We start from the raw sequence: 17,200 nt of genomic DNA, 5'->3' as shown, positions 1-17,200 counted from the left end.
ATACTAACACATTGAAATATAGGCGCCATTTCAGATGTCGATTGAACCGGCGCAGCAGCGCGGAAATGTGTCAACTTGCATCAAATCGGTATCTCGGGCTACAAATCGTAACGAGCGGAACCGTAACCGATTCCGACTCACACATTCTAACAGCTTTTTGGAGATCACACCCGGCCCAGAAAAGAAAAACCGCTCCCGAAGAATCCGGAAGCGGTCTGCAGTTCGGTAATAATAAGCCAAAACTGTTCTCGCAGACCTCCCCTCCGATGTCAATAATCAAAACACCTTCTCGGTGAACGGCGGAGCTTTGTCTGGCCTCTGACAGGAGACGGACGATGGGGGAACCCACACAACACAAGCGGCCGACAGGTCGCAGAATGACGAAGGAGCGAGCCGAATTCCGGCGACTGGCGCAGTCAACGGAAATCGGAACGGTGACGCGCGGGCAGCTTGCAGTGCTTGCAAAAAACCTGATGACAATCGGGATGATTACGACCGCAGAATATGCGTTGCTGGAAGCAATCATCACGACCGCCAAGGCAGACGCCTTCGACAAAGGAGGGCGGCCGATCGTCTACAAGTCGAACCGACAGCTCGGCTATGACATCAACAAGTCGCCAGGGCGCGTAAGCCGGATTCTCTCCCGATTGTACGACCTTGGCCTTGTCACCATGCAGGACAGTGCGAATTTCAAGCGCTACCCGATCCGTGACGGCGAAGGTGATATTGCCGACGCCTGCGGCATTGATCTGCGTGTCCTGATCGCTCGGCACCATGAACTTGATCAGCTGGTGCGCCAGAAGCGGGAAGAGATTCGAGTGCGCGACAGCGCGGCGCGTCGCTTCCGGGACGCTCTGCGTGCCGCGAGATATGCTCTGGCGTCCTCAACCGAGCGAGGGGAAGCCATTCTCGGGCGGATCGGGTCCCGTGTCGAGAAGGTCGCTGCCTTCATCGAATCAGCCAGGTACGCACCGGCCCAAGTCCTCCGGAAGGCAACAATGCTTTTGGAGTGGCTTGCCGACCGATTGCGCAACGTGAATCGGATCCCGCAAGCTTCTGACATAGATGCAAATATGACATGCACGGATGTCGAAAACGACATGCACATACAGTTTACAACCCCAAGACCTTTTGAAGCTCGTAATGATGAACGGCGTTCGCCTAACGGCGAACAAATCAGTTCGCTAAGGGCTGGCTCCGCCAGCAAGAGGGCTTTTGAGGAAAGCCTGGGGAGCGGTTCGCGCCAAAGCAATAGGCAACTGCAAGTGCGGCCTTCACTTGTGGCGCTGGAAGATGTGTGGCGGGCTACGCCAAGCCTTGCCGAATATGGCTACCAGCCCCCGCGTAGCTGGGCGGACCTGGACCGGATCGCTCCCAAACTTTGCCGCATCGCCGGCGTGTCCGAGGATGCGCGCCAGCGGGCCGTGGAACGAATGGGCCAGCAGGCGGCTGCGGTTGCGATCGCTCTCACCTTTGAGAAATACACACGCGCCGAAATCAGCTCGCCGGGCGGGTATTTGCGGGCCATGACAGACCGAGCCGCGAGCGGAGAGCTTCATCTGAACCGCTCGGTATTTGGGTTGGCAGCCCGCAATTCTATGGAGGCGCGCGCTTGATGAATATTCGTTTGGTGGGAGCCGCGCTGGCTGCGCTTCTGTTCACTGCTTCCGCTGCGTCGGCCGATTTTTCAGGCCGGGCGCGGGTGATTGATGGAGACACCTTCAGCATCCGCCAGCAGAGGATCCGCATTGCGGCTATCGACGCATGTGAGCGCGATCAGACCGGCTTCAAGAATGGCGCGATATGGAGGTGTGGAGTCGAGGCACGACAGTTCCTCGCCAGCATGATCGATGGAAAGCATGTTCGCTGTGTCGAAATTGATCGGGACCAGTACCGACGCCTTGTCGGCCAGTGCTTCATCGAGCGCTCGGATATCGGCGTTGAAATGGTGAAAGCGGGCCAGGCCAGCCTCTTGTTGCGCTATCTGCCAAGATCCCACCCGATCGACCTGAGCCAGTACCGCCGCGCCGAGAATCGTGCCCGACAGCTCGGCCAAGGCTTGTGGGGCGCTCAGATTGAATCGCCCTCCTCCTATCGCCGCAGCCATACCGGCAACTGAAGCACTAGCGGCTTAGATATGGGGGACAGATGGCGAGATCTCACGTGGCGGCGCAACTCTCGGTTAACCCAGCCTCTTGTTTCAGGTTGTTGGTTCGGTTGCGTTCAGCACAATCCTGCACGCTACCAGTGCCGATGTCCCATTTGTCGAGGTGACGTATTGCTGCAAGCGCTCAGGCCCCACACCTCCAAAGTGGTTGCTCTTGATGCCCGTTCGCACGGCGATGCGGTTAGCGCAAAGCTGTTCGTCTCCAAATTTTCCCCGCCTTTGGCTTCCTCGCGAAACAAAATTTTCCGCCGCCCAGCCTCCTTCGCGGCGCTCCGGCCTACGGTGCGCACCGCTTTTCGCCGTGCCTTATGAACGATCATCGCAACCACCATAGAGGAGTGATTAACATGAGCATGACCAACTTCATCCAGTTCGACAAAGACGACATCGACAACGCCAAGGGAACCGGCCTCATCTCCACCATCGACCGGGACCTGGACATCAAGGTTACACCGTTCGACTCCACAAACGAAAAGGCTCCGACGCATCGCGTCTATGCCAAGTCACCTCGCGGCCACGACATCGAAGTTGGCGGCATCTGGAAGAAGACCAACGGCGAAGGGAAGCCGTACTACACCCTCTCCATCAAGCGCCTCGGCTTCAACGCCAACCTGGGTCGCTACCCCGGCCAAGATGACCTGGCGCTGCAGGCCATCATCGAATGGGAACCCCGCGATTAATCGCTTTGGGAGGCCCGATCTCTGATCGGGCTCCCACCATAAAAGAGCCGATTACCCCGCATTCGCTGGATATTCGGCTCTTTTTGTGCTAAGTTGAATAGTAACTGGAGGCTCTGCCAATGAACGTTCATGCCCCTCGCCCCGATCGCTCTCCGGAAGCTGTTGCAGCCCGACAGAAAGCCGTCGATCAGGCTCGTGCTGCCAATATGCGGCAGGGTTACACTGGCGATCCGGTTTTGGAAGAAGCAAACGGCCGTTACGTTGCGGGAGATATCACTTCCGAGGAAATGCGCCAAGAGTTGCTGGCCCGCTTCAAGCGGGCTTGATCATCACTTAGATATTTCTCGCGGCCGCCTGTGATCTCAGGCGGCTTTTTTGCATGAGGTTTCGCTTGGCCCGCGATGATGAAGCCAAAGGCTCCTACACCTATCCAAACACTTCAGAGGATAAGGATTTCAGGGATGTTCTGAAGAACAAGCTGGATATCAGAAGCCATTCGGCGCTGCGTGAGGCCGAATACGCTTTCACGGCTTTGAGGCAAACGGAGCTGGCTGAGGGAAAAGGTCCGACCGGTAATCACGACGCAGCGCATCTGAAGGCTCTGCACGGCTACATCTTTCAGGATGTCTATGAATGGGCAGGACATACGCGAAATGAAAGTCCTGTCGTCGATGGCCAGCGGGTAGAGCCGGTAGGTGGGCTTTCGAAGGGCGACACAACTTTCCTCCCCGGCTCGCGCATCGAAATGGGTCTCAACGAGGCGCTGAGGCCCGCCAGAGACGATCAGGGCCTAAGAGCTGCGACACCTGAGCAATTTGCCGAGAAAGCCGCGCACGTTCTTTCTGAGCTGAATTACGTTCATGCTTTTCGGGAAGGCAATGGAAGGGCAAACGAGGCGCTAGTGGTCTCGTTGGGCCGCACCTACGGTCATGACATCGATCTTACCGTCATCACCAAGCCTCGCATGATCGAGGCATCCATTGAGACCACCAATGATCCGTCCAGTCCGGCGATGAAGCATCTCATCCAGGATGCGATGGATCCTAACCGCCGCGAGGCTATCCGCAGTGCCATGTCAGATCTTGAGCAGGCTGGCGAGAATCCGTTCGAACACAACATCCGCACGGCCCGCCCGGGCGAAGTGATCGAAGGGCAAGTACTCGGGCACGACAATCGCGTGGCGAGCCTCGTGACCGAGAGGGGGATTGTGGCCGTTGACCGCGCTGACCTTCCCGAGCGGATGCCTCCCGACGACGAGGAGGTGAAGTTCACCGCTCGATCTGATTTCAAGACTCTGGGGCGGCCGGAACAGGTCCAAGATGCCCAATCGCCGCCAAGTCAGCAAAAGGCCCAAGAGCCTCAGTCGCAGCACATCAACGCCGAGCTTAAGGCTATCGAAGCGCAGCAGCTTGCCGATCGCCAGCGAAACCGCGACCAAGACGACCGAGAGCGCTGACCAGCGGCCCGGTCGCTGCGGTGAGGGCCTGTGTCGTTGGCCGGGGTGCCGGAGCTCTGCGCCCTCCCCTGTCCGTTGGATGATTTGACGGACAAACTACGATAGCCCCTCCCCCATTCAACCGCTTGCGCGGTCCTACACTCCGTTGCGGCCCTACGGGTGCATGGGGTCGTTTCGCTATCTTCGGATCTTTGCCGTCAACCATCGAACAGGAGACGGCGATGCAGAGCGTAAAGGACACCTACCAGCGGATCACCGACACCATCATTCAGCAGCTCGAGGCCGGCACCAAGCCTTGGATCCGGCCATGGCGCGGAAACAGCCGCAGGTCGGCTACACCGCTCCGCGCCTCCGGCGAAGCCTATCGCGGCATCAATGTGGTCATGCTGTGGCTCTCCGGGCAACTCGCCGGCTACGACGAAAACACATGGATGACATACCGGCAGGCTCAGGAGCTTGGCGCTCAGGTCCGCAAGGGCGAACAAGGAACCCTCGTCGTCAAGTACGGCACCTTCACGCCGAAGGAGCAGGAGGCGGACGATCGCGCAGTCCCCTATCTCAAGGGCTACACCGTCTTCAACGTCGAGCAGATCGACAACCTGCCTGACCGCTTCAAGAGCCCGGCCGATGATGTGCCAATGGATGCCGTTCCAGTTCTCGAAAACGTCGAATCCTTCATAGATCGCACTGGCGCGAAGATCACCTACGGCGGCAAGCAGGCTTGTTATCGCCCTGGTCTCGATGACATTCTGATTCCGGATCGGGGGCGGTTCCTCAGCGAGGTTCACCTTTACAGCACGGTTCTTCATGAAATTTCTCATTGGAGTGGTGCAAAGGCACGTTTGGGCCGTGACCTGAGTGGGCGGTTCGGCAGTGAGGCCTACGCCATGGAGGAGCTTGTTGCTGAGATCTCAGCCGCCTTCGTCTGCGCCGATCTTGGCATCGAGCATGATCCGCGAGACAACACCGCGACTTACGTTGAAAACTGGCTCAAGGTGCTCAAGCAGGATTCACGTGCAGTCATCACTGCCGCCGCAAAGGCTCAGGCAGTCGCTGACTATCTGCGAACTCTGAATCTCTCGAATTCAACGGATTGCCATCCGAGAAGTTAGTCGCATCTTCCGTTCCTGTGATTGCGGCGAGTTCGATGCCCTAACTCGCCGCTGCAGACTGATTCTAGTTAGTCGGGGCAATCAGATCCAAGAGCGCGTTTTATAATGTCTGCTGATTGTCAGCTGACAATTGGATCAAGCCATTGAATCCAATCATATCTTTCTCTTGGTCCAAGAGGTTAATTTGCGTTAACCAAAAACTGCTTGACGGATAGACGCGCCATGAGATCATTTGCGCAAATTGCAGCGAATTATCGGGTTTACCGTGAATGGCGAATAAGACCGCTAAAATCAGCCGGATCGAAAAAATCGAACGCGTTTCGATTGATAAAACTATTGCCGATGATTCTGCAAAACTCAGCAGCAATCTGCAGGAACTATCAGCGCGTCTGTTTTCACCTGACGAACAAAAAGCGTTGAGGCGTTTCAGTAGTACCGAAGCTGCAAAGTTGCTTGGCGTGACCGACAGCTATGTCCGGCACCTGGCTTCACAGGAGGACTCGGTCACGTCCGAGAAGACAGCGGGTGGTCGCCGAACCTTTTCTCTGTCGGAGATCAACACGATCCGACACATCCTGGGAAAGACTAAACCCGCGTATCTTCCTGGACGCCGTGAAGGGGACCACCTGCAGGTCATAGCAGTTACTAACTTCAAGGGCGGATCTGGTAAGACGACGTCGTCAACGCATCTCGCTCAGTATCTGGCGCTCCGTGGCTATCGTGTGCTTGCTGTCGACCTTGATCCTCAGGCGTCGATGTCAGCCATGCTTGGATATCAGCCGGAATTCGATGTTGGCGAAAACGAGACGCTATTCGGAGCTATCCGATATGATGAGCTTCGCCGTCCAGTAGGGGAGGTGGTTCGGGAGACTTATTTCCCTGGACTTGATCTGATCCCGGGCAATCTCGAATTGCATGAATTTGAGCACGACACCCCTAGGGCTCTTGCCGAGCGCAGCAGCTCGGAGACCGACATGTTCTTTCTCAGGGTAGGGAAGGCGTTAAGCGATCTTTCCGATCGCTATGACGTCGTTGTCATAGACTGCCCGCCAACTCTGGGATTTTTGACGCTGTCAGCGCTGTGCGCGGCAACTGCGGTGTTGATAACAGTTCACCCTCAGATGCTGGACGTGGCATCAATGAACCAGTTCTTGGCTATGACCTCTGATCTTCTCTCCGTGGTCAAGGAAGCAGGTGGCAATCTCGAATACGATTGGATGCGATATCTCGTCACACGGTACGAGCCGAACGACGGCCCCCAAGCGCAAATCGTTGCCTTCTTGCGAAGTTTGTTTGGCGAACGCGTCCTTACATCAATGATGGTGAAATCAACTGCGATCTCTGATGCGGGCCTGTCGAAGCAGACAATTTATGAAGCGGCGCGAGAGTCAATGAATCGGCAGACATATGATCGCGCCGTGGAAGCGATGGACGGAGTCAATTTGGAAGTTGAGAACCTGCTGAAGAGTTCATGGGGGCGTGCATGAAAGGCCGCGATATCCTGAAGAACATGGTGAGCTCGTCTGCGAGCGATTCAACCAAGTCGCCCGTTCAAGCGCAGCCTCCACACAAGCCAGCTGGGGCCGTTCGAGCTATGAACCTCTCACTCGGTCGACTCGGTGATGAGGCCGCCGCTGCGAAGGAGCTTCGCACCGCGCTTGCAGCTGGTGATAAAGTTGTCGAGCTAAGTCCCGCTCAAATCGAAGCCTCGTTCATTCGGGATCGTATCCCGACTGACCATGATCCCGCCCTGCAAGAACTCATTTCGTCCATGAGGGAAAGCGGACAGCAAGTTCCCATCTTAGTGCGTCCGCATCCAACAAAGGAAAACCACTATCAGGCGGCATATGGCCATCGAAGATTGCGTGCGGCGGTAATTCTGGATCGCCCAATCAAGGCAATCGTGCGCCAACTTTCGGACGATGAACTGATCGTCGCACAAGGGCAAGAAAACGGTCCCCGCGTCGATCTCAGCTTCATAGAGCGTGCCCTCTTTGCGAAACATCTCGAGCTGCATGGTTTTGACCGGGACAGGATTTCCCTGGTTCTGTCAGTGGACAAACCTGAAATTTCCCGTCTTTTGCAAGTTGCTGACGCTATCCCAGAACAAATAATCCTCGCGATAGGGCCAGCCGCAAAGGTGGGGCGACCTCGCTGGTTGGCGTTTGCCGATCTCTTGAAGGACAAGGCAGCCTACGGAAGGATCACTGAAGCGATTGGCGAGGCCGAGTTCACATCAATTGGTTCAAACGAGAGATTTACGCGTCTCTGGCTAAGCGGTCAGGCACCGAAAGCTTCGAAAGACAATAGTCGAGGACAGATTCGCACTCGGAAGGGGCTTGTTCTGGCAGCTGTTGAGCGGACGTCAAAAGGCTCAAAAATCACTGTTACATCAAGAGCGTTCGCAGAGTTCCTTGACGCTAAGATGAGCGATCTCGTCGAACAGTTCGAACGAGAAAATTCTTCTCAAACAGACAATTAGCGTGATTGTCAGCTGACAATCACTTGTGAAACCAGGAGACCAGACCCGCAAAAGAAAAAGGCCCCCAAAACGTCGCCGTCGTGGAAGCCCTTCTCATCGTGTAGCAACTAGAGAATCGCATTTCCCCGAATCCCAGTCAAGAGTCTAGGGCGCCAATTTGGTGAGCAGTCTTCTTTTGCCTTATTGAAGGCTGAGATAATGCAAAGTGGAAATGTGACGACGCCTTTTGGGCGGCGGCCAGCGGTGCTTGCTCTCGTGAAGAGGCAGCTCCAGACGTCCGAGGCGAAACCAAACCGCCCGGTCGAAAAATGGAAAGTGTTTCGCGACGCCTGTGAGGCCCGTGAACGCCTTGGCCTCCAGGACAGGGCGCTGACTGTGCTGGACGCATTGCTGACGTTTTATCCAGAGAGCGAGCTCAACTGCGATAGTGGATTGGTGGTCTTTCCATCCAACGCCCAGCTGTCTGTCAGAGCGCACGGCATAACCGGAACGACCTTGCGGCGGCATTTGGCTGCCCTGGTCGAAGCCGGGCTCATCCAGCGCAAGGATAGTCCGAACGGCAAGCGCTACGCTCACCGGGACAAGGGTGGCGATATCGAGCAGGCTTTTGGATTCGATCTTTCTCCACTTTTGGCTCGTGCTGCGGAACTTGCAGGTCTGGCACAGGAAGTCGCTGCCGAGCGCCTGCAGTTCAGACGAGCCAAAGAAGCGCTGACTATCTGCCGGCGTGATGTACGCAAGCTAATTTCCGCCGCGATGGATGAAGGGGCCGACGGCGACTGGGAAGCCATCGAAAACATGTATGTCGGCATTGTCAGCCGACTCCCCCGCAATCCTGACCGTCGCCAGGTGGAGGCAATCCTCGACGAGATGCAGCTTTTGCGCACCGAAATCATCAACCTTCTGGAAAATCAGTTAGATTCTCAAAATATGAACGGCAATGCTGTTCAAAATGGCTGCCACATACAGAATTCAAAACCCGAATCCATCTATGAAGTTGAACCTAGCTCTGGAAAAGAGCAGGGCGGCGCCGTCGAGCTGGAAGTAGCACCCAAAGCGGTTGCTCAGCCGCTGGCAAAGCCGGAACAGATGAAGGCGTTCCCGCTGTCGATGGTCCTGAAAGCCTGCCCGCAGATTTCGGACTACGGGCCCGGCGGCACGATCTCCCATTGGCGCGAGCTGATGGGCGCCGCGGTGGTGGTACGATCAATGCTTGGTGTTAGCCCGTCGGCTTACCAGGAGGCTTGCGAGGTGATGGGGCCGGAGAACGCGGCGGTTGCCATGGCTGCAATCTTGGAGAGGGCAGGGCATATCAATTCGGCAGGTGGATATCTCCGCGATCTCACGCGCCGGGCGAGGGGAGGGGAGTTCGGACTGGGACCGATGCTGATGTCGCTCATGCGTGCAAATGCGAACAGCGATCGGAAAACGGGGTGAGGGACGACGCGTTCCTAAATGGCCATCACTTGACGGCCCTTTCTGTTCTTCAATCGTCTGTCGGGGTATCGACCTTGGATGATTTTCGACCTGGTGGCCGGCCAGGGGGACGGCCTTTCCTGCTGACTCTCGCCGCTTTTCTAGTCAGTCGTTGGCGTTCGGCCTCAGCTTGTGCTTCGGCCTCCGCTTCCGCTTTTTGCCGAGCTTCAAGAACATCCTTAGGCGTCAGTTGGCCAACTATACCGATCAAACTGCGTATGGTGTCATGCGGGAGGTCATGAATGAGTCTGAAGAGTTCAACACGATCATCGGCCTCTTCAGGATTGTTACCGTAGAGATGAGGTGCAGCGGCATGAATCATCTGCATCGGCAGGAACCCAAGGAGCTCGGAAAGGTGAATCATTCGAGAGACGGTCAGTCGCGAAATGTTCAGTTCGTAGCGGCTGTAGACCACTCGAGCGAGACCAGCCAGGGTCGCGAAATCACTCTGGGTCAGACCAGTTTTCGCGCGTTCGTCGAGTAGGAATGCGGAAAGTTTTGCGTCGATCTCGCCGAAGCTGACTATGCCGTCGAATCCCTCCTTGCGGTACAAGGGTCTCTGGAAATCTGGATCTGTAGTCTCAACCAGTTCTCTTGATTTGATATAGTCGGATAGATTCCGCACAGTCGGTATTCCCTCAGTCCCCAAATCCGCCTGTGGCAGATATCACGCACCATAACGTGCCATTAAGGCACTGTCATCCTGGGCGCCAGTTACAAAGCCCTAACAAAAGTGGGGGGAATGAATGCCAGGATGCTGATCTCCTCGATATAAAATTCGCAACTCAGGGCGCGTTGTCCATCACCTCAAGATCCAGTGGGAGCATTCCTTCTCAGGGCTTTCGCAGCGATCAGGTTCCAGCTGTGGGCGCTGGATTGAAAAACGCCTTCGACCGTTCTTTCTTCGGAGATCCAGCTCAGCTTCACGCGCATTTCGCATGCCAATGAAAGCTCGTCGATGCTGATGCACCTTGTGATCAAAATCTCAGACTTCGGCCCAAATGTCTCAAAGTCCCACATCGCAAACCGGAACAGCTCCCGTTTCGCGTGTTCGTTGGTTGGCCAATCAGCTTGTTTGACCGGCTCGGCTGGAGAAGAACCAATAACAGGCATAGTCCTCTTTATGGACTGAATGTCGATCCCTGCCTTCTCCGCTGCTTCAGGGTTGATCAAGAAGCCAAGGGTGGTGCCTACGGCCACCCCGGCCAGAAATCGAAGGTCGAGGATCAATAACCATTATCCTTCAGGAACTGGTCGATTGCGGCCTTGACGATCACCGTCATTTTTAAGTCGTTTTCAGAGGCTGCGCGCTCCAAGCGTTTCTTGGTGTCGTAATCAAGAGGGCAATTGACGAAGTGCTTGCTCTCGCGCGCCTTGTTCTGCTTGAGCTCCTGCAGTCGTATTCTGGACGCCTCACGCTCCAACGACTTGTTCGTCGCCCTCTCCCGGCGAGCCTCCGGTGAGGGCAAAATCAAACTTGATCTTGGGGGCACCTGAACGGCTGGTACCTGAGCGGGAGCTTCTTCGACAGCGACCTCGTCCGGTTGATGGCTGGCGACCGCGTTTTCTGCTTCGTTGTCTATAGCCGGCTGCGACATTGGATTGGGTACATTCCCCCGGGACCGTCGCGGTGCAACGGGAAAATCAGATATGCTGGAAGTCCCTTTAGCCATCTTACGACCTCTTCTGCTCGTTCGGCAGGAAACGTTCAATTTCTTGCATCAAGGTCATGACCTCGCTCCGGGCCTTTTTGACTGAGTCGCTCAGCTCCAGCATTTGCAGCGTCCCATATCCAAGTCTGATGTCGCGGTATGGGTTTCGCTCATAAAGCTCAGTGTCCAAGAGGTATGAATCATATCCCTGTTCCTGCAAGTTTGCGATGAAGGGGCGTATCAGGCGGTAGGCTTCCAGTGAAGGGGTCGGCTCCGGCTGGGGGCGGAATGACACTCTAAGCCGTTGCTTCCTTGGGCCAGAGATATTCGCCGGTCAGTAATATGTGTGCCCAACCCAGCGGAGAGATATGCGCCAGAAGTTCGGGCGGCACATCGAGTCCTTCGCTTCGCCGTTCGGCGACCGCGTGGCCGATGTGGACAGTGTTCCAGTAGATGATGATTGCGGTGAGCAGGTTGAGGCCAGCAATCCGGTAATGTTGCCCTTCGGTGGTGCGGTCACGGATTTCGCCTTGGCGGCCGATGCGCAACGCATTCTTGAGAGCATGGTGAGCCTCGCCCTTGTTGAGACCGATCTGGGCGCGCCGCTGCATGTCCGTGTCGAGGATCCACTCAATTATAAAGAGTGTTCGTTCCACACGGCCGACCTCACGCAGCGCAACCGCCAGATCGTTCTGGCGCGGGTAGGAGGCGAGCTTGCGGAGCAACTGGCTCGGCTTGATCTTGCCGGCAGCCATGGTAGCGGCGCAGCGGAATAGGTCAGGCCAGTTCGCAACGATCAGTTCCTCGCGGATCTTGCCGCCGACCAGCTTGCGCAAATCCTTCGGCGTCCCTGCCGGATTGAACACGTATAGGCGCTTGGAGGGCAAATCGCGGATGCGCAGGACGAGCCGATATCCGAGCATGCCGCTGGTCCCGAACAGGTGATCTGTAAAGCCGGCCGTATCGGCATATTGCTCTCCAACCTGCCGACCGGCCTCGTTCATCAGAAGACCATCAAGAATGTATGGGGCCTCGCTGACTGTCGCGGGAATAGTCTGTGACGCGAACGGCGCGAACTGATCGTTGACGTGTGTGTAAGCCTTGAGGCCGGGTTCGTTTCCATACTTGGCGTTGACCATGTTCATCGCCTCGCCCTGCCGGGCCGAAGGGAAGAACTGGCCATCGCTCGACGCGGTCGTTCCGATGCCCCAGAACCGGGACATCGGCAGCTTTGCCTGCGCGGCCACCACGATCGCCAGCGCCTGGTCCATTGCGTCGCTTTCGACGTGCCACCGGGCAAGGCGCGATAGCTGCCAGTAATCATGCGTATTCGTGGCCTCCGCCATCTTCCGCAGTCCCAGATTCAGTCCTTCTGCGAGCAGCACATTGAGCAGGCCGACCTGGTCACCGCATGGAACCCCGGTTCTCAGATGAGTGAAGGCTTCGGTGAACCCGAGCGCAGCATCGACCTCCAACAAGATGTCGGTGATCCGAACTGGCGGCATCCGGCGATAGAGATCAAGTATCAGTTCCTCGGCACTGTCCGGAACGTCAGCAGTCAGCCGGTCGATCCGCAACGTTCCATCCTCGATGCTGCCACGAGGGATGGTTCCGTCGCGCGCTGCTCGTGCAAGTCTCTTCAGGCCATCGGCCAGCCGAGCCTTTCGATCAGTCAGCCATACTTGCGGATCGAGGGGCACTGCTAGTCTTGTGTTAGCTTGTGCCGCAATCATCGGCACCAACACCTGTTTGAGATCGCCATATCGGCGCGAATGGTCGAGCCAGATGTCACCGGATCGGAAGGCATCCCGCAGGTGAAACAGGACCGCCACCTCCCGAAGGCGATTGTCGCCCTGGTCTTGTGCTCTCAAATGGCGGTGCCATTTCGAATTCGGACGCAAGAAGCTGTCGGTTGCCGATGGTGACGCTTGCATTTCGCCGATGGCTTTTGCCGCCGCAATCAAGGGCTGGGCTACCGATGCTGCCTTGAGCTTCAGGCACCGCAACATGCGCGGCGCGTAGCGGCGGAAGCGATGATATCCTTGTCCGACATGAGCCAATGGATCGTCCGCCAGCGTATTGCTGAGCTGGGCACCGGTCGCGACCAGTTGTTCGAGCCGACCCCATTCCACCGATTTGGCGACCGCCATTTCCAGCGGCATACCATCGTTGCGGGCTTCGAGCAGGGAAGCTCCGAGTGTGGTGAAGGCGCGTAGCGTATCGGTGACAGTTGCCTTGGAATCGGCAATCCGTTCTTCATGCAGCCGTTTCGCCTCGCGCCAGGTCTTTCCGACGATCCGGTCATGGGTCTCGACTACCGTATCGGCGATCGCCGCCTCCCATTCCACGGCGCAGACGGCAAGGATCGCCCAGCGCCGATCAGAGCTGATGTCCCGCAAGCCATCGGTAAAATAGCGCTCGCCCTGCCGACGCAGGCGTGCGACACGGTGCGGCGGGATACCGGCGAGAAGCTGCGGATCGAGAGCAAGGCTACTCAGCAACTCCAGCCTGTCGAGCAACCGGTTCGCCGCTGCGGAATTGTTGCCGACCTCGAACTGGCGAAGCCAGATGAACCGGCTGACATTGGCTTCGAGCACTTCGGTCAGCAGCCCATCAAGCCGTTCGCGTGCATTATTGTCGAGCTTTTCCGCGATCCGCGTCTCGATCCGCCGCTCGGCGGCGACCAGCGCGTCCGCACATAGTCGCTCGATTGTCGATACCGCTGGCAAGATCGTCAGAGTTTCACGACACCGCGCAACCAGACGCTGCGCAAGATCCTCGTTCGAACGGGCCTCTTCCGCCTGATCGAAAAGCCAGTCCCGCAGATCACGGGCACCACGACCCGTGAAAGTCTTGTAGCCGTAGATCTCGCGCAACGCCTCCATATGCTCCTGGCGGGTCTGTCGTCGTGCGGCATAGGTGAGAAGCGCATCGGCCGGGACACCAAGCTGAGCCCCGATGAACGACAAGACCTCATGCGGGATCACCTCGCCCGGAGCCAGCGCGCGTCCTGGATATCGCAACGCGCAAAGCTGCAGGGCGAACCCCAGCCTGTTCTCCGGCCTGCGGCGTTCCTGGATGTGTCCAAGATCATCGTCGCCCAGGGTGTAATGCCGAAGCAGTGACAATTCATCGGTTGGCAGATCGAAGAGTGCCGAGCGCTGTCGCTCGGTGAGAATATGTCTTCTCGGCATGCGAGCGTTGTCCCTATTGAAGTAGAGTCTGTTTTGGACAACAATCGGCCCATGCAAATCAAGGCCTCCAGGCATCAAATTTCGTAAGGGTTCAATTGGGACAGCGCGCCGCAATCTATTGCCGTGTTTCGACCGCCGATCAGTCGTGCGAGCGGCAGGAAGATGATCTGACGGCATTTGCTTTGCGGGCCGGTTACGAAGTGGCGGCAATTTTCAAGGAAACTGGCTCCGGCGCTAAGCTCGATCGTGCCGAACGGCGCAAGGTAATGGCAATGGCCCAAGCTCGTAAAATCGATGTGGTGCTCGTTACTGAGCTGTCTCGCTGGGGCCGTTCAACGGTCGATCTTCTCCATACCCTTCGTGAGCTCGAAAGCTGGAAGGTCTCGGTCATCGCTATGAACGGGATGGCGTTCGACTTGTCTTCGCCACATGGCCGCATGCTCGCGACCTTTCTCTCGGGCATTGCTGAGTTCGAGCGAGATCTCATCAGTGAGCGGGTCAAGTCCGGTCTAGCCGCCGCGAAGGCGCGGGGCAAGAGGCTCGGCCGCCAGACCGGAGAGCGCCCCAAATCTGATAGACTAGCGCCGAAGGTCATGGCGCTGACTGCTCAAGGCCGGAGCTATCGCTGGATTGCACGCGATCTAGGCATCAGCAAAAACACGGTCGCTGACATCATTCATCGACACAAATCAAATGATACGATTCGCATATCGACGCCATCCGGAACCGAGCCTTGACGCAACCCCAGACATCATACAGCCCGCACCCCTCACGCTACACCGAGCTTTCGGGTGGAGCCGATCCTGGTCGTGGGATTGAAGCGGTCTGGGTGTCCGTAGCTGACAAGGCCAGCGCCCATCGGGTTCTGCCGGACGGGCGTTGTGATATCATTTTACGGTTCTGCGCCAAGGTGAGTCCGATCAATAGCATCACCGTTGTGGTGACAGGCCCGACGACCCGGCACTATGATGTTGTGGTGGAACCGGGCATGGGCTTTGCTGGTATCCGCCTGCGTCCGGGCTTCTTTCATGCCATCCTGGGGCTGAGCCCTGTGGTTTTGCGGGACGGGAACCTTGTCGGTGAAGCCGCGATCGGGGCCTGCCCACCGCTTACCGATCTATGTGCAGAAGCAACTTCACCGGACGAACTGCCGGGCCGGCTGGTTGCTTTCGTGCAACACCGCATTGCGCCTGGGAACGCCCTTCCGCCCAAACAGACCCTGCGCATTCTAAGCGCGCTCCATGCTTCCGGTGGCCGACTTCCGGTTCAGGATATCGCGCGCATGCAGGACATCAGCACCCGCACGGTTCAGCGGATCGTGCGAGATGCCACGGGGCTGTCGCCCAAATCCTATGCCCGGATATTGCAGTTTCACCGCGCGCTGCGCCTTCTTCGCGACCATCACATGCGCCCATCCGAAGCGGCGTCTGAGGCGGGATATGCTGATCAGGCCCATATGACCCACGCCTTACGCGATTTCGGCGGGCTTTCGCCTGCCCGGCTGGCGGATGTGACACTGGTCACGCTTGGAGACTGATGTCCGATTCTTACAAGACCGGCAGCGCCGCCACTGTCATGGTCGGGTTAGATGAACAAGGACGTCCCTATGACAGTCAGATTCGGCTACACCATTCTCTATGTCCCGGATGTTCGGTCAACTATCGCCTTTTACGAGGCGGCCTTCGGCCTGACGCCTCGGTTTCTGCATGAAAGTAATCTCTATGCCGAGATGGAAACCGGCGCCACCACCCTGGCTTTCGCGGGCGAAGAGATGGCCGAGATGAACGGACTGGCCATTCGGCCCCTGCGTGCCGGTGATCTGGCCCAGGCGGTGGAAATCGCATTGATCTGCGACGATCCGCAATCTTCATGGGACAGAGCGGTCGCGGCCGGGGCAAGCCCGCTGTCGCCGCCAACGGCCAAACCGTGGGGCCAGATCGTCGGCTATGTCCGCGACCTGAACGGCGGCATGGTCGAGCTGTGCTCCGACATGACAGCAATCACGTGAGGGGCCACAATGCAACCAACAACAGCCTCTCCCGCCATTACCACACCGCATGTCGCCGCCTCACGCGCGTTCTACATCAAACATTTCGGCGCCCGCCTCGTGTTCGATTGCGGCTGGTTCATCAGCCTCGAATTCGCCCCTGGACTGTCGCTGCAATTCATGGAACCACAGCCCGAGCAGCCAGCCTGTAACCCCACGGGCCTGACCTATAATTTCCGCGTCGCCGATGTGGATGAAACCTATAACGAACTTCTGGCCACCGGCCTCACCCCCGACACTCCGCCCGAGGATCACCCTTGGGGCGACCGCGGCTTTGCGTTGCGCGATCCAAACGGAGTCATGCTCTACATCTATTCCGACCGGGAACCCGCGCCGGAGTTTCGCACCGCCTTTCTCGGCGGGGCTGATGCATGAACAGGGTCGAGAACCTGCTTGAAGACCTGCGCCTGCATCGCGGCACGCTCTTTCCCATTGTCACGCGCCTGCGCGCAATGGCGCTGGCTTCTGGCCCGGCGATTACCGAAGAGGTCAAATATGGCGGCATCCTCTTCGCATCGAGGACGGGTTTTTGTGGCGTCTTTGTCTACACCAATCACGTGACGCTGGAATTCGGCGACGGCAGCACACTGCCCGACCCGCATGGCGTTCTGGCGGGCAAGGGAAAACTCCGTCGACATATCCGAATCGACAGTGAACACGACCTTGAGGCCAAAAAGGTAGGCGACTACATCAACGCGGCGCGCGCGAGAAGCGATGCTGTCTAGGCGACTGGTCCCAGAACGGTTTTTGTATAAAGGCTTGCAAACGGAGCGGCTTCTCCCCGCAAAACAAACGATCTCTTGCTCAGACCCACCGACGATGGTTAGCGGAAACGCTTAGAGTGTCATTTCGCCCCCAGCCTGAACCGACCCCAACGAGTAGAACTGCATTTCGTTACGCCGCGCATGGAACTGACCACGGGCAAAGCCCTGAA

General features: G+C 57.4%; 18 protein-coding genes and 1 pseudogene. 14 read left to right on the top strand and 5 right to left on the bottom strand.

Annotation, left to right across the window (positions count from 1 at the left end):
- Window positions 1-377 precede the first annotated feature (377 nt).
- The 9 genes from repC (U2P60_RS21495) to repC (U2P60_RS21455) all read left to right on the top strand — a co-directional run bounded on the left by repC (U2P60_RS21495) (window position 378) and on the right by repC (U2P60_RS21455) (window position 9,334).
- On the top strand, window positions 378-1,616 hold the full coding sequence (gene repC, locus U2P60_RS21495) for a plasmid replication protein RepC (RefSeq protein WP_413574394.1): 1,239 nt from the start codon (window positions 378-380) through the stop codon (window positions 1,614-1,616).
- Entirely contained in the window at window positions 1,616-2,119 is a 504-nt protein-coding gene (locus U2P60_RS21490; protein ID WP_413574426.1) for a thermonuclease family protein, read from the top strand. The genes repC (U2P60_RS21495) and U2P60_RS21490 overlap by 1 nt, the downstream gene beginning before the upstream one ends.
- Window positions 2,120-2,514: 395 nt before the next feature.
- Entirely contained in the window at window positions 2,515-2,847 is a 333-nt protein-coding gene (locus U2P60_RS21485; protein ID WP_111565340.1) for a DUF736 family protein, read from the top strand.
- Window positions 2,848-2,966: 119 nt separating this feature from the next.
- A complete protein-coding gene (locus tag U2P60_RS21480) occupies window positions 2,967-3,173 on the top strand; it encodes an antitoxin VbhA family protein (protein WP_037093580.1) in 207 nt (68 codons plus the stop codon).
- Window positions 3,174-3,238: 65 nt separating this feature from the next.
- Entirely contained in the window at window positions 3,239-4,303 is a 1,065-nt protein-coding gene (locus U2P60_RS21475; RefSeq protein WP_413574393.1) for a Fic/DOC family protein, read from the top strand.
- Between the two features lie 221 nt (window positions 4,304-4,524).
- Window positions 4,525-5,415 carry an ArdC family protein gene (locus tag U2P60_RS21470; RefSeq protein ID WP_413574392.1) on the top strand — a complete coding sequence of 297 codons (891 nt, stop codon included), beginning with the start codon at window positions 4,525-4,527 and terminating at the stop codon, window positions 5,413-5,415.
- Window positions 5,416-5,684: 269 nt separating this feature from the next.
- Complete coding sequence (gene repA / locus U2P60_RS21465) at window positions 5,685-6,902, top strand: plasmid partitioning protein RepA (RefSeq protein ID WP_147884690.1); 1,218 nt, start codon at window positions 5,685-5,687, stop codon at window positions 6,900-6,902.
- Window positions 6,899-7,897: a plasmid partitioning protein RepB gene (repB, locus tag U2P60_RS21460; protein ID WP_413574391.1), complete on the top strand. Its 999-nt coding sequence runs from the start codon at window positions 6,899-6,901 to the stop codon at window positions 7,895-7,897. Before repA ends, repB begins: the two co-directional genes overlap by 4 nt.
- Before the next feature lie 198 nt (window positions 7,898-8,095).
- On the top strand, window positions 8,096-9,334 hold the full coding sequence (gene repC, locus U2P60_RS21455) for a plasmid replication protein RepC (RefSeq protein WP_413574390.1): 1,239 nt from the start codon (window positions 8,096-8,098) through the stop codon (window positions 9,332-9,334).
- A 49-nt stretch (window positions 9,335-9,383) separates the two neighbouring features.
- Here the strand turns inward: repC (U2P60_RS21455) and U2P60_RS21450 are convergent, their stop codons facing one another.
- The 5 genes and pseudogenes from U2P60_RS21450 to U2P60_RS21430 all read right to left on the bottom strand — a co-directional run bounded on the left by U2P60_RS21450 (window position 9,384) and on the right by U2P60_RS21430 (window position 14,219).
- Window positions 9,384-9,998: a helix-turn-helix domain-containing protein gene (locus U2P60_RS21450; RefSeq protein WP_413574389.1), complete on the bottom strand. Its 615-nt coding sequence runs from the start codon at window positions 9,996-9,998 to the stop codon at window positions 9,384-9,386.
- Window positions 9,999-10,180: 182 nt separating this feature from the next.
- A complete protein-coding gene (locus U2P60_RS21445; protein ID WP_413574388.1) occupies window positions 10,181-10,603 on the bottom strand; it encodes a hypothetical protein in 423 nt (140 codons plus the stop codon).
- Window positions 10,600-10,971, bottom strand: coding sequence for a hypothetical protein (locus U2P60_RS21440; protein WP_244618125.1), 372 nt, complete (start codon window positions 10,969-10,971; stop codon window positions 10,600-10,602). The genes U2P60_RS21445 and U2P60_RS21440 overlap by 4 nt, the downstream gene beginning before the upstream one ends.
- Before the next feature lie 76 nt (window positions 10,972-11,047).
- Window positions 11,048-11,296, bottom strand: a pseudogene (locus U2P60_RS21435) (ParA family protein); the annotation flags it as partial.
- A gap of 25 nt (window positions 11,297-11,321) precedes the next feature.
- On the bottom strand, window positions 11,322-14,219 hold the full coding sequence (locus tag U2P60_RS21430; protein ID WP_413574387.1) for a Tn3 family transposase: 2,898 nt from the start codon (window positions 14,217-14,219) through the stop codon (window positions 11,322-11,324).
- Window positions 14,220-14,314: 95 nt separating this feature from the next.
- Here U2P60_RS21430 and U2P60_RS21425 point away from each other — a divergent pair, with 95 nt between their 5' ends.
- From U2P60_RS21425 to U2P60_RS21405, 5 genes are all read left to right on the top strand, one after another.
- Window positions 14,315-14,956: a recombinase family protein gene (locus U2P60_RS21425; RefSeq protein WP_413574386.1), complete on the top strand. Its 642-nt coding sequence runs from the start codon at window positions 14,315-14,317 to the stop codon at window positions 14,954-14,956.
- Entirely contained in the window at window positions 14,953-15,756 is an 804-nt protein-coding gene (locus tag U2P60_RS21420) for a helix-turn-helix domain-containing protein (RefSeq protein ID WP_413574385.1), read from the top strand. Before U2P60_RS21425 ends, U2P60_RS21420 begins: the two co-directional genes overlap by 4 nt.
- A gap of 69 nt (window positions 15,757-15,825) precedes the next feature.
- Window positions 15,826-16,227, top strand: coding sequence for a VOC family protein (locus U2P60_RS21415; RefSeq protein WP_413574384.1), 402 nt, complete (start codon window positions 15,826-15,828; stop codon window positions 16,225-16,227).
- A gap of 9 nt (window positions 16,228-16,236) precedes the next feature.
- Entirely contained in the window at window positions 16,237-16,641 is a 405-nt protein-coding gene (locus U2P60_RS21410) for a VOC family protein (RefSeq protein WP_133036846.1), read from the top strand.
- On the top strand, window positions 16,638-16,991 hold the full coding sequence (locus U2P60_RS21405; protein ID WP_133036845.1) for a DUF1801 domain-containing protein: 354 nt from the start codon (window positions 16,638-16,640) through the stop codon (window positions 16,989-16,991). The genes U2P60_RS21410 and U2P60_RS21405 overlap by 4 nt, the downstream gene beginning before the upstream one ends.
- Window positions 16,992-17,200: the final 209 nt, after the last annotated feature.

It is taken from the genome of Brucella sp. H1_1004, assembly GCF_047308065.1.
Classification (GTDB): domain Bacteria; phylum Pseudomonadota; class Alphaproteobacteria; order Rhizobiales; family Rhizobiaceae; genus Brucella; species Brucella pseudogrignonensis_B.
The sequence above is the reverse complement of the archived record's forward strand: the minus strand, read 5'-3'. Positions and strand labels throughout refer to the sequence as shown.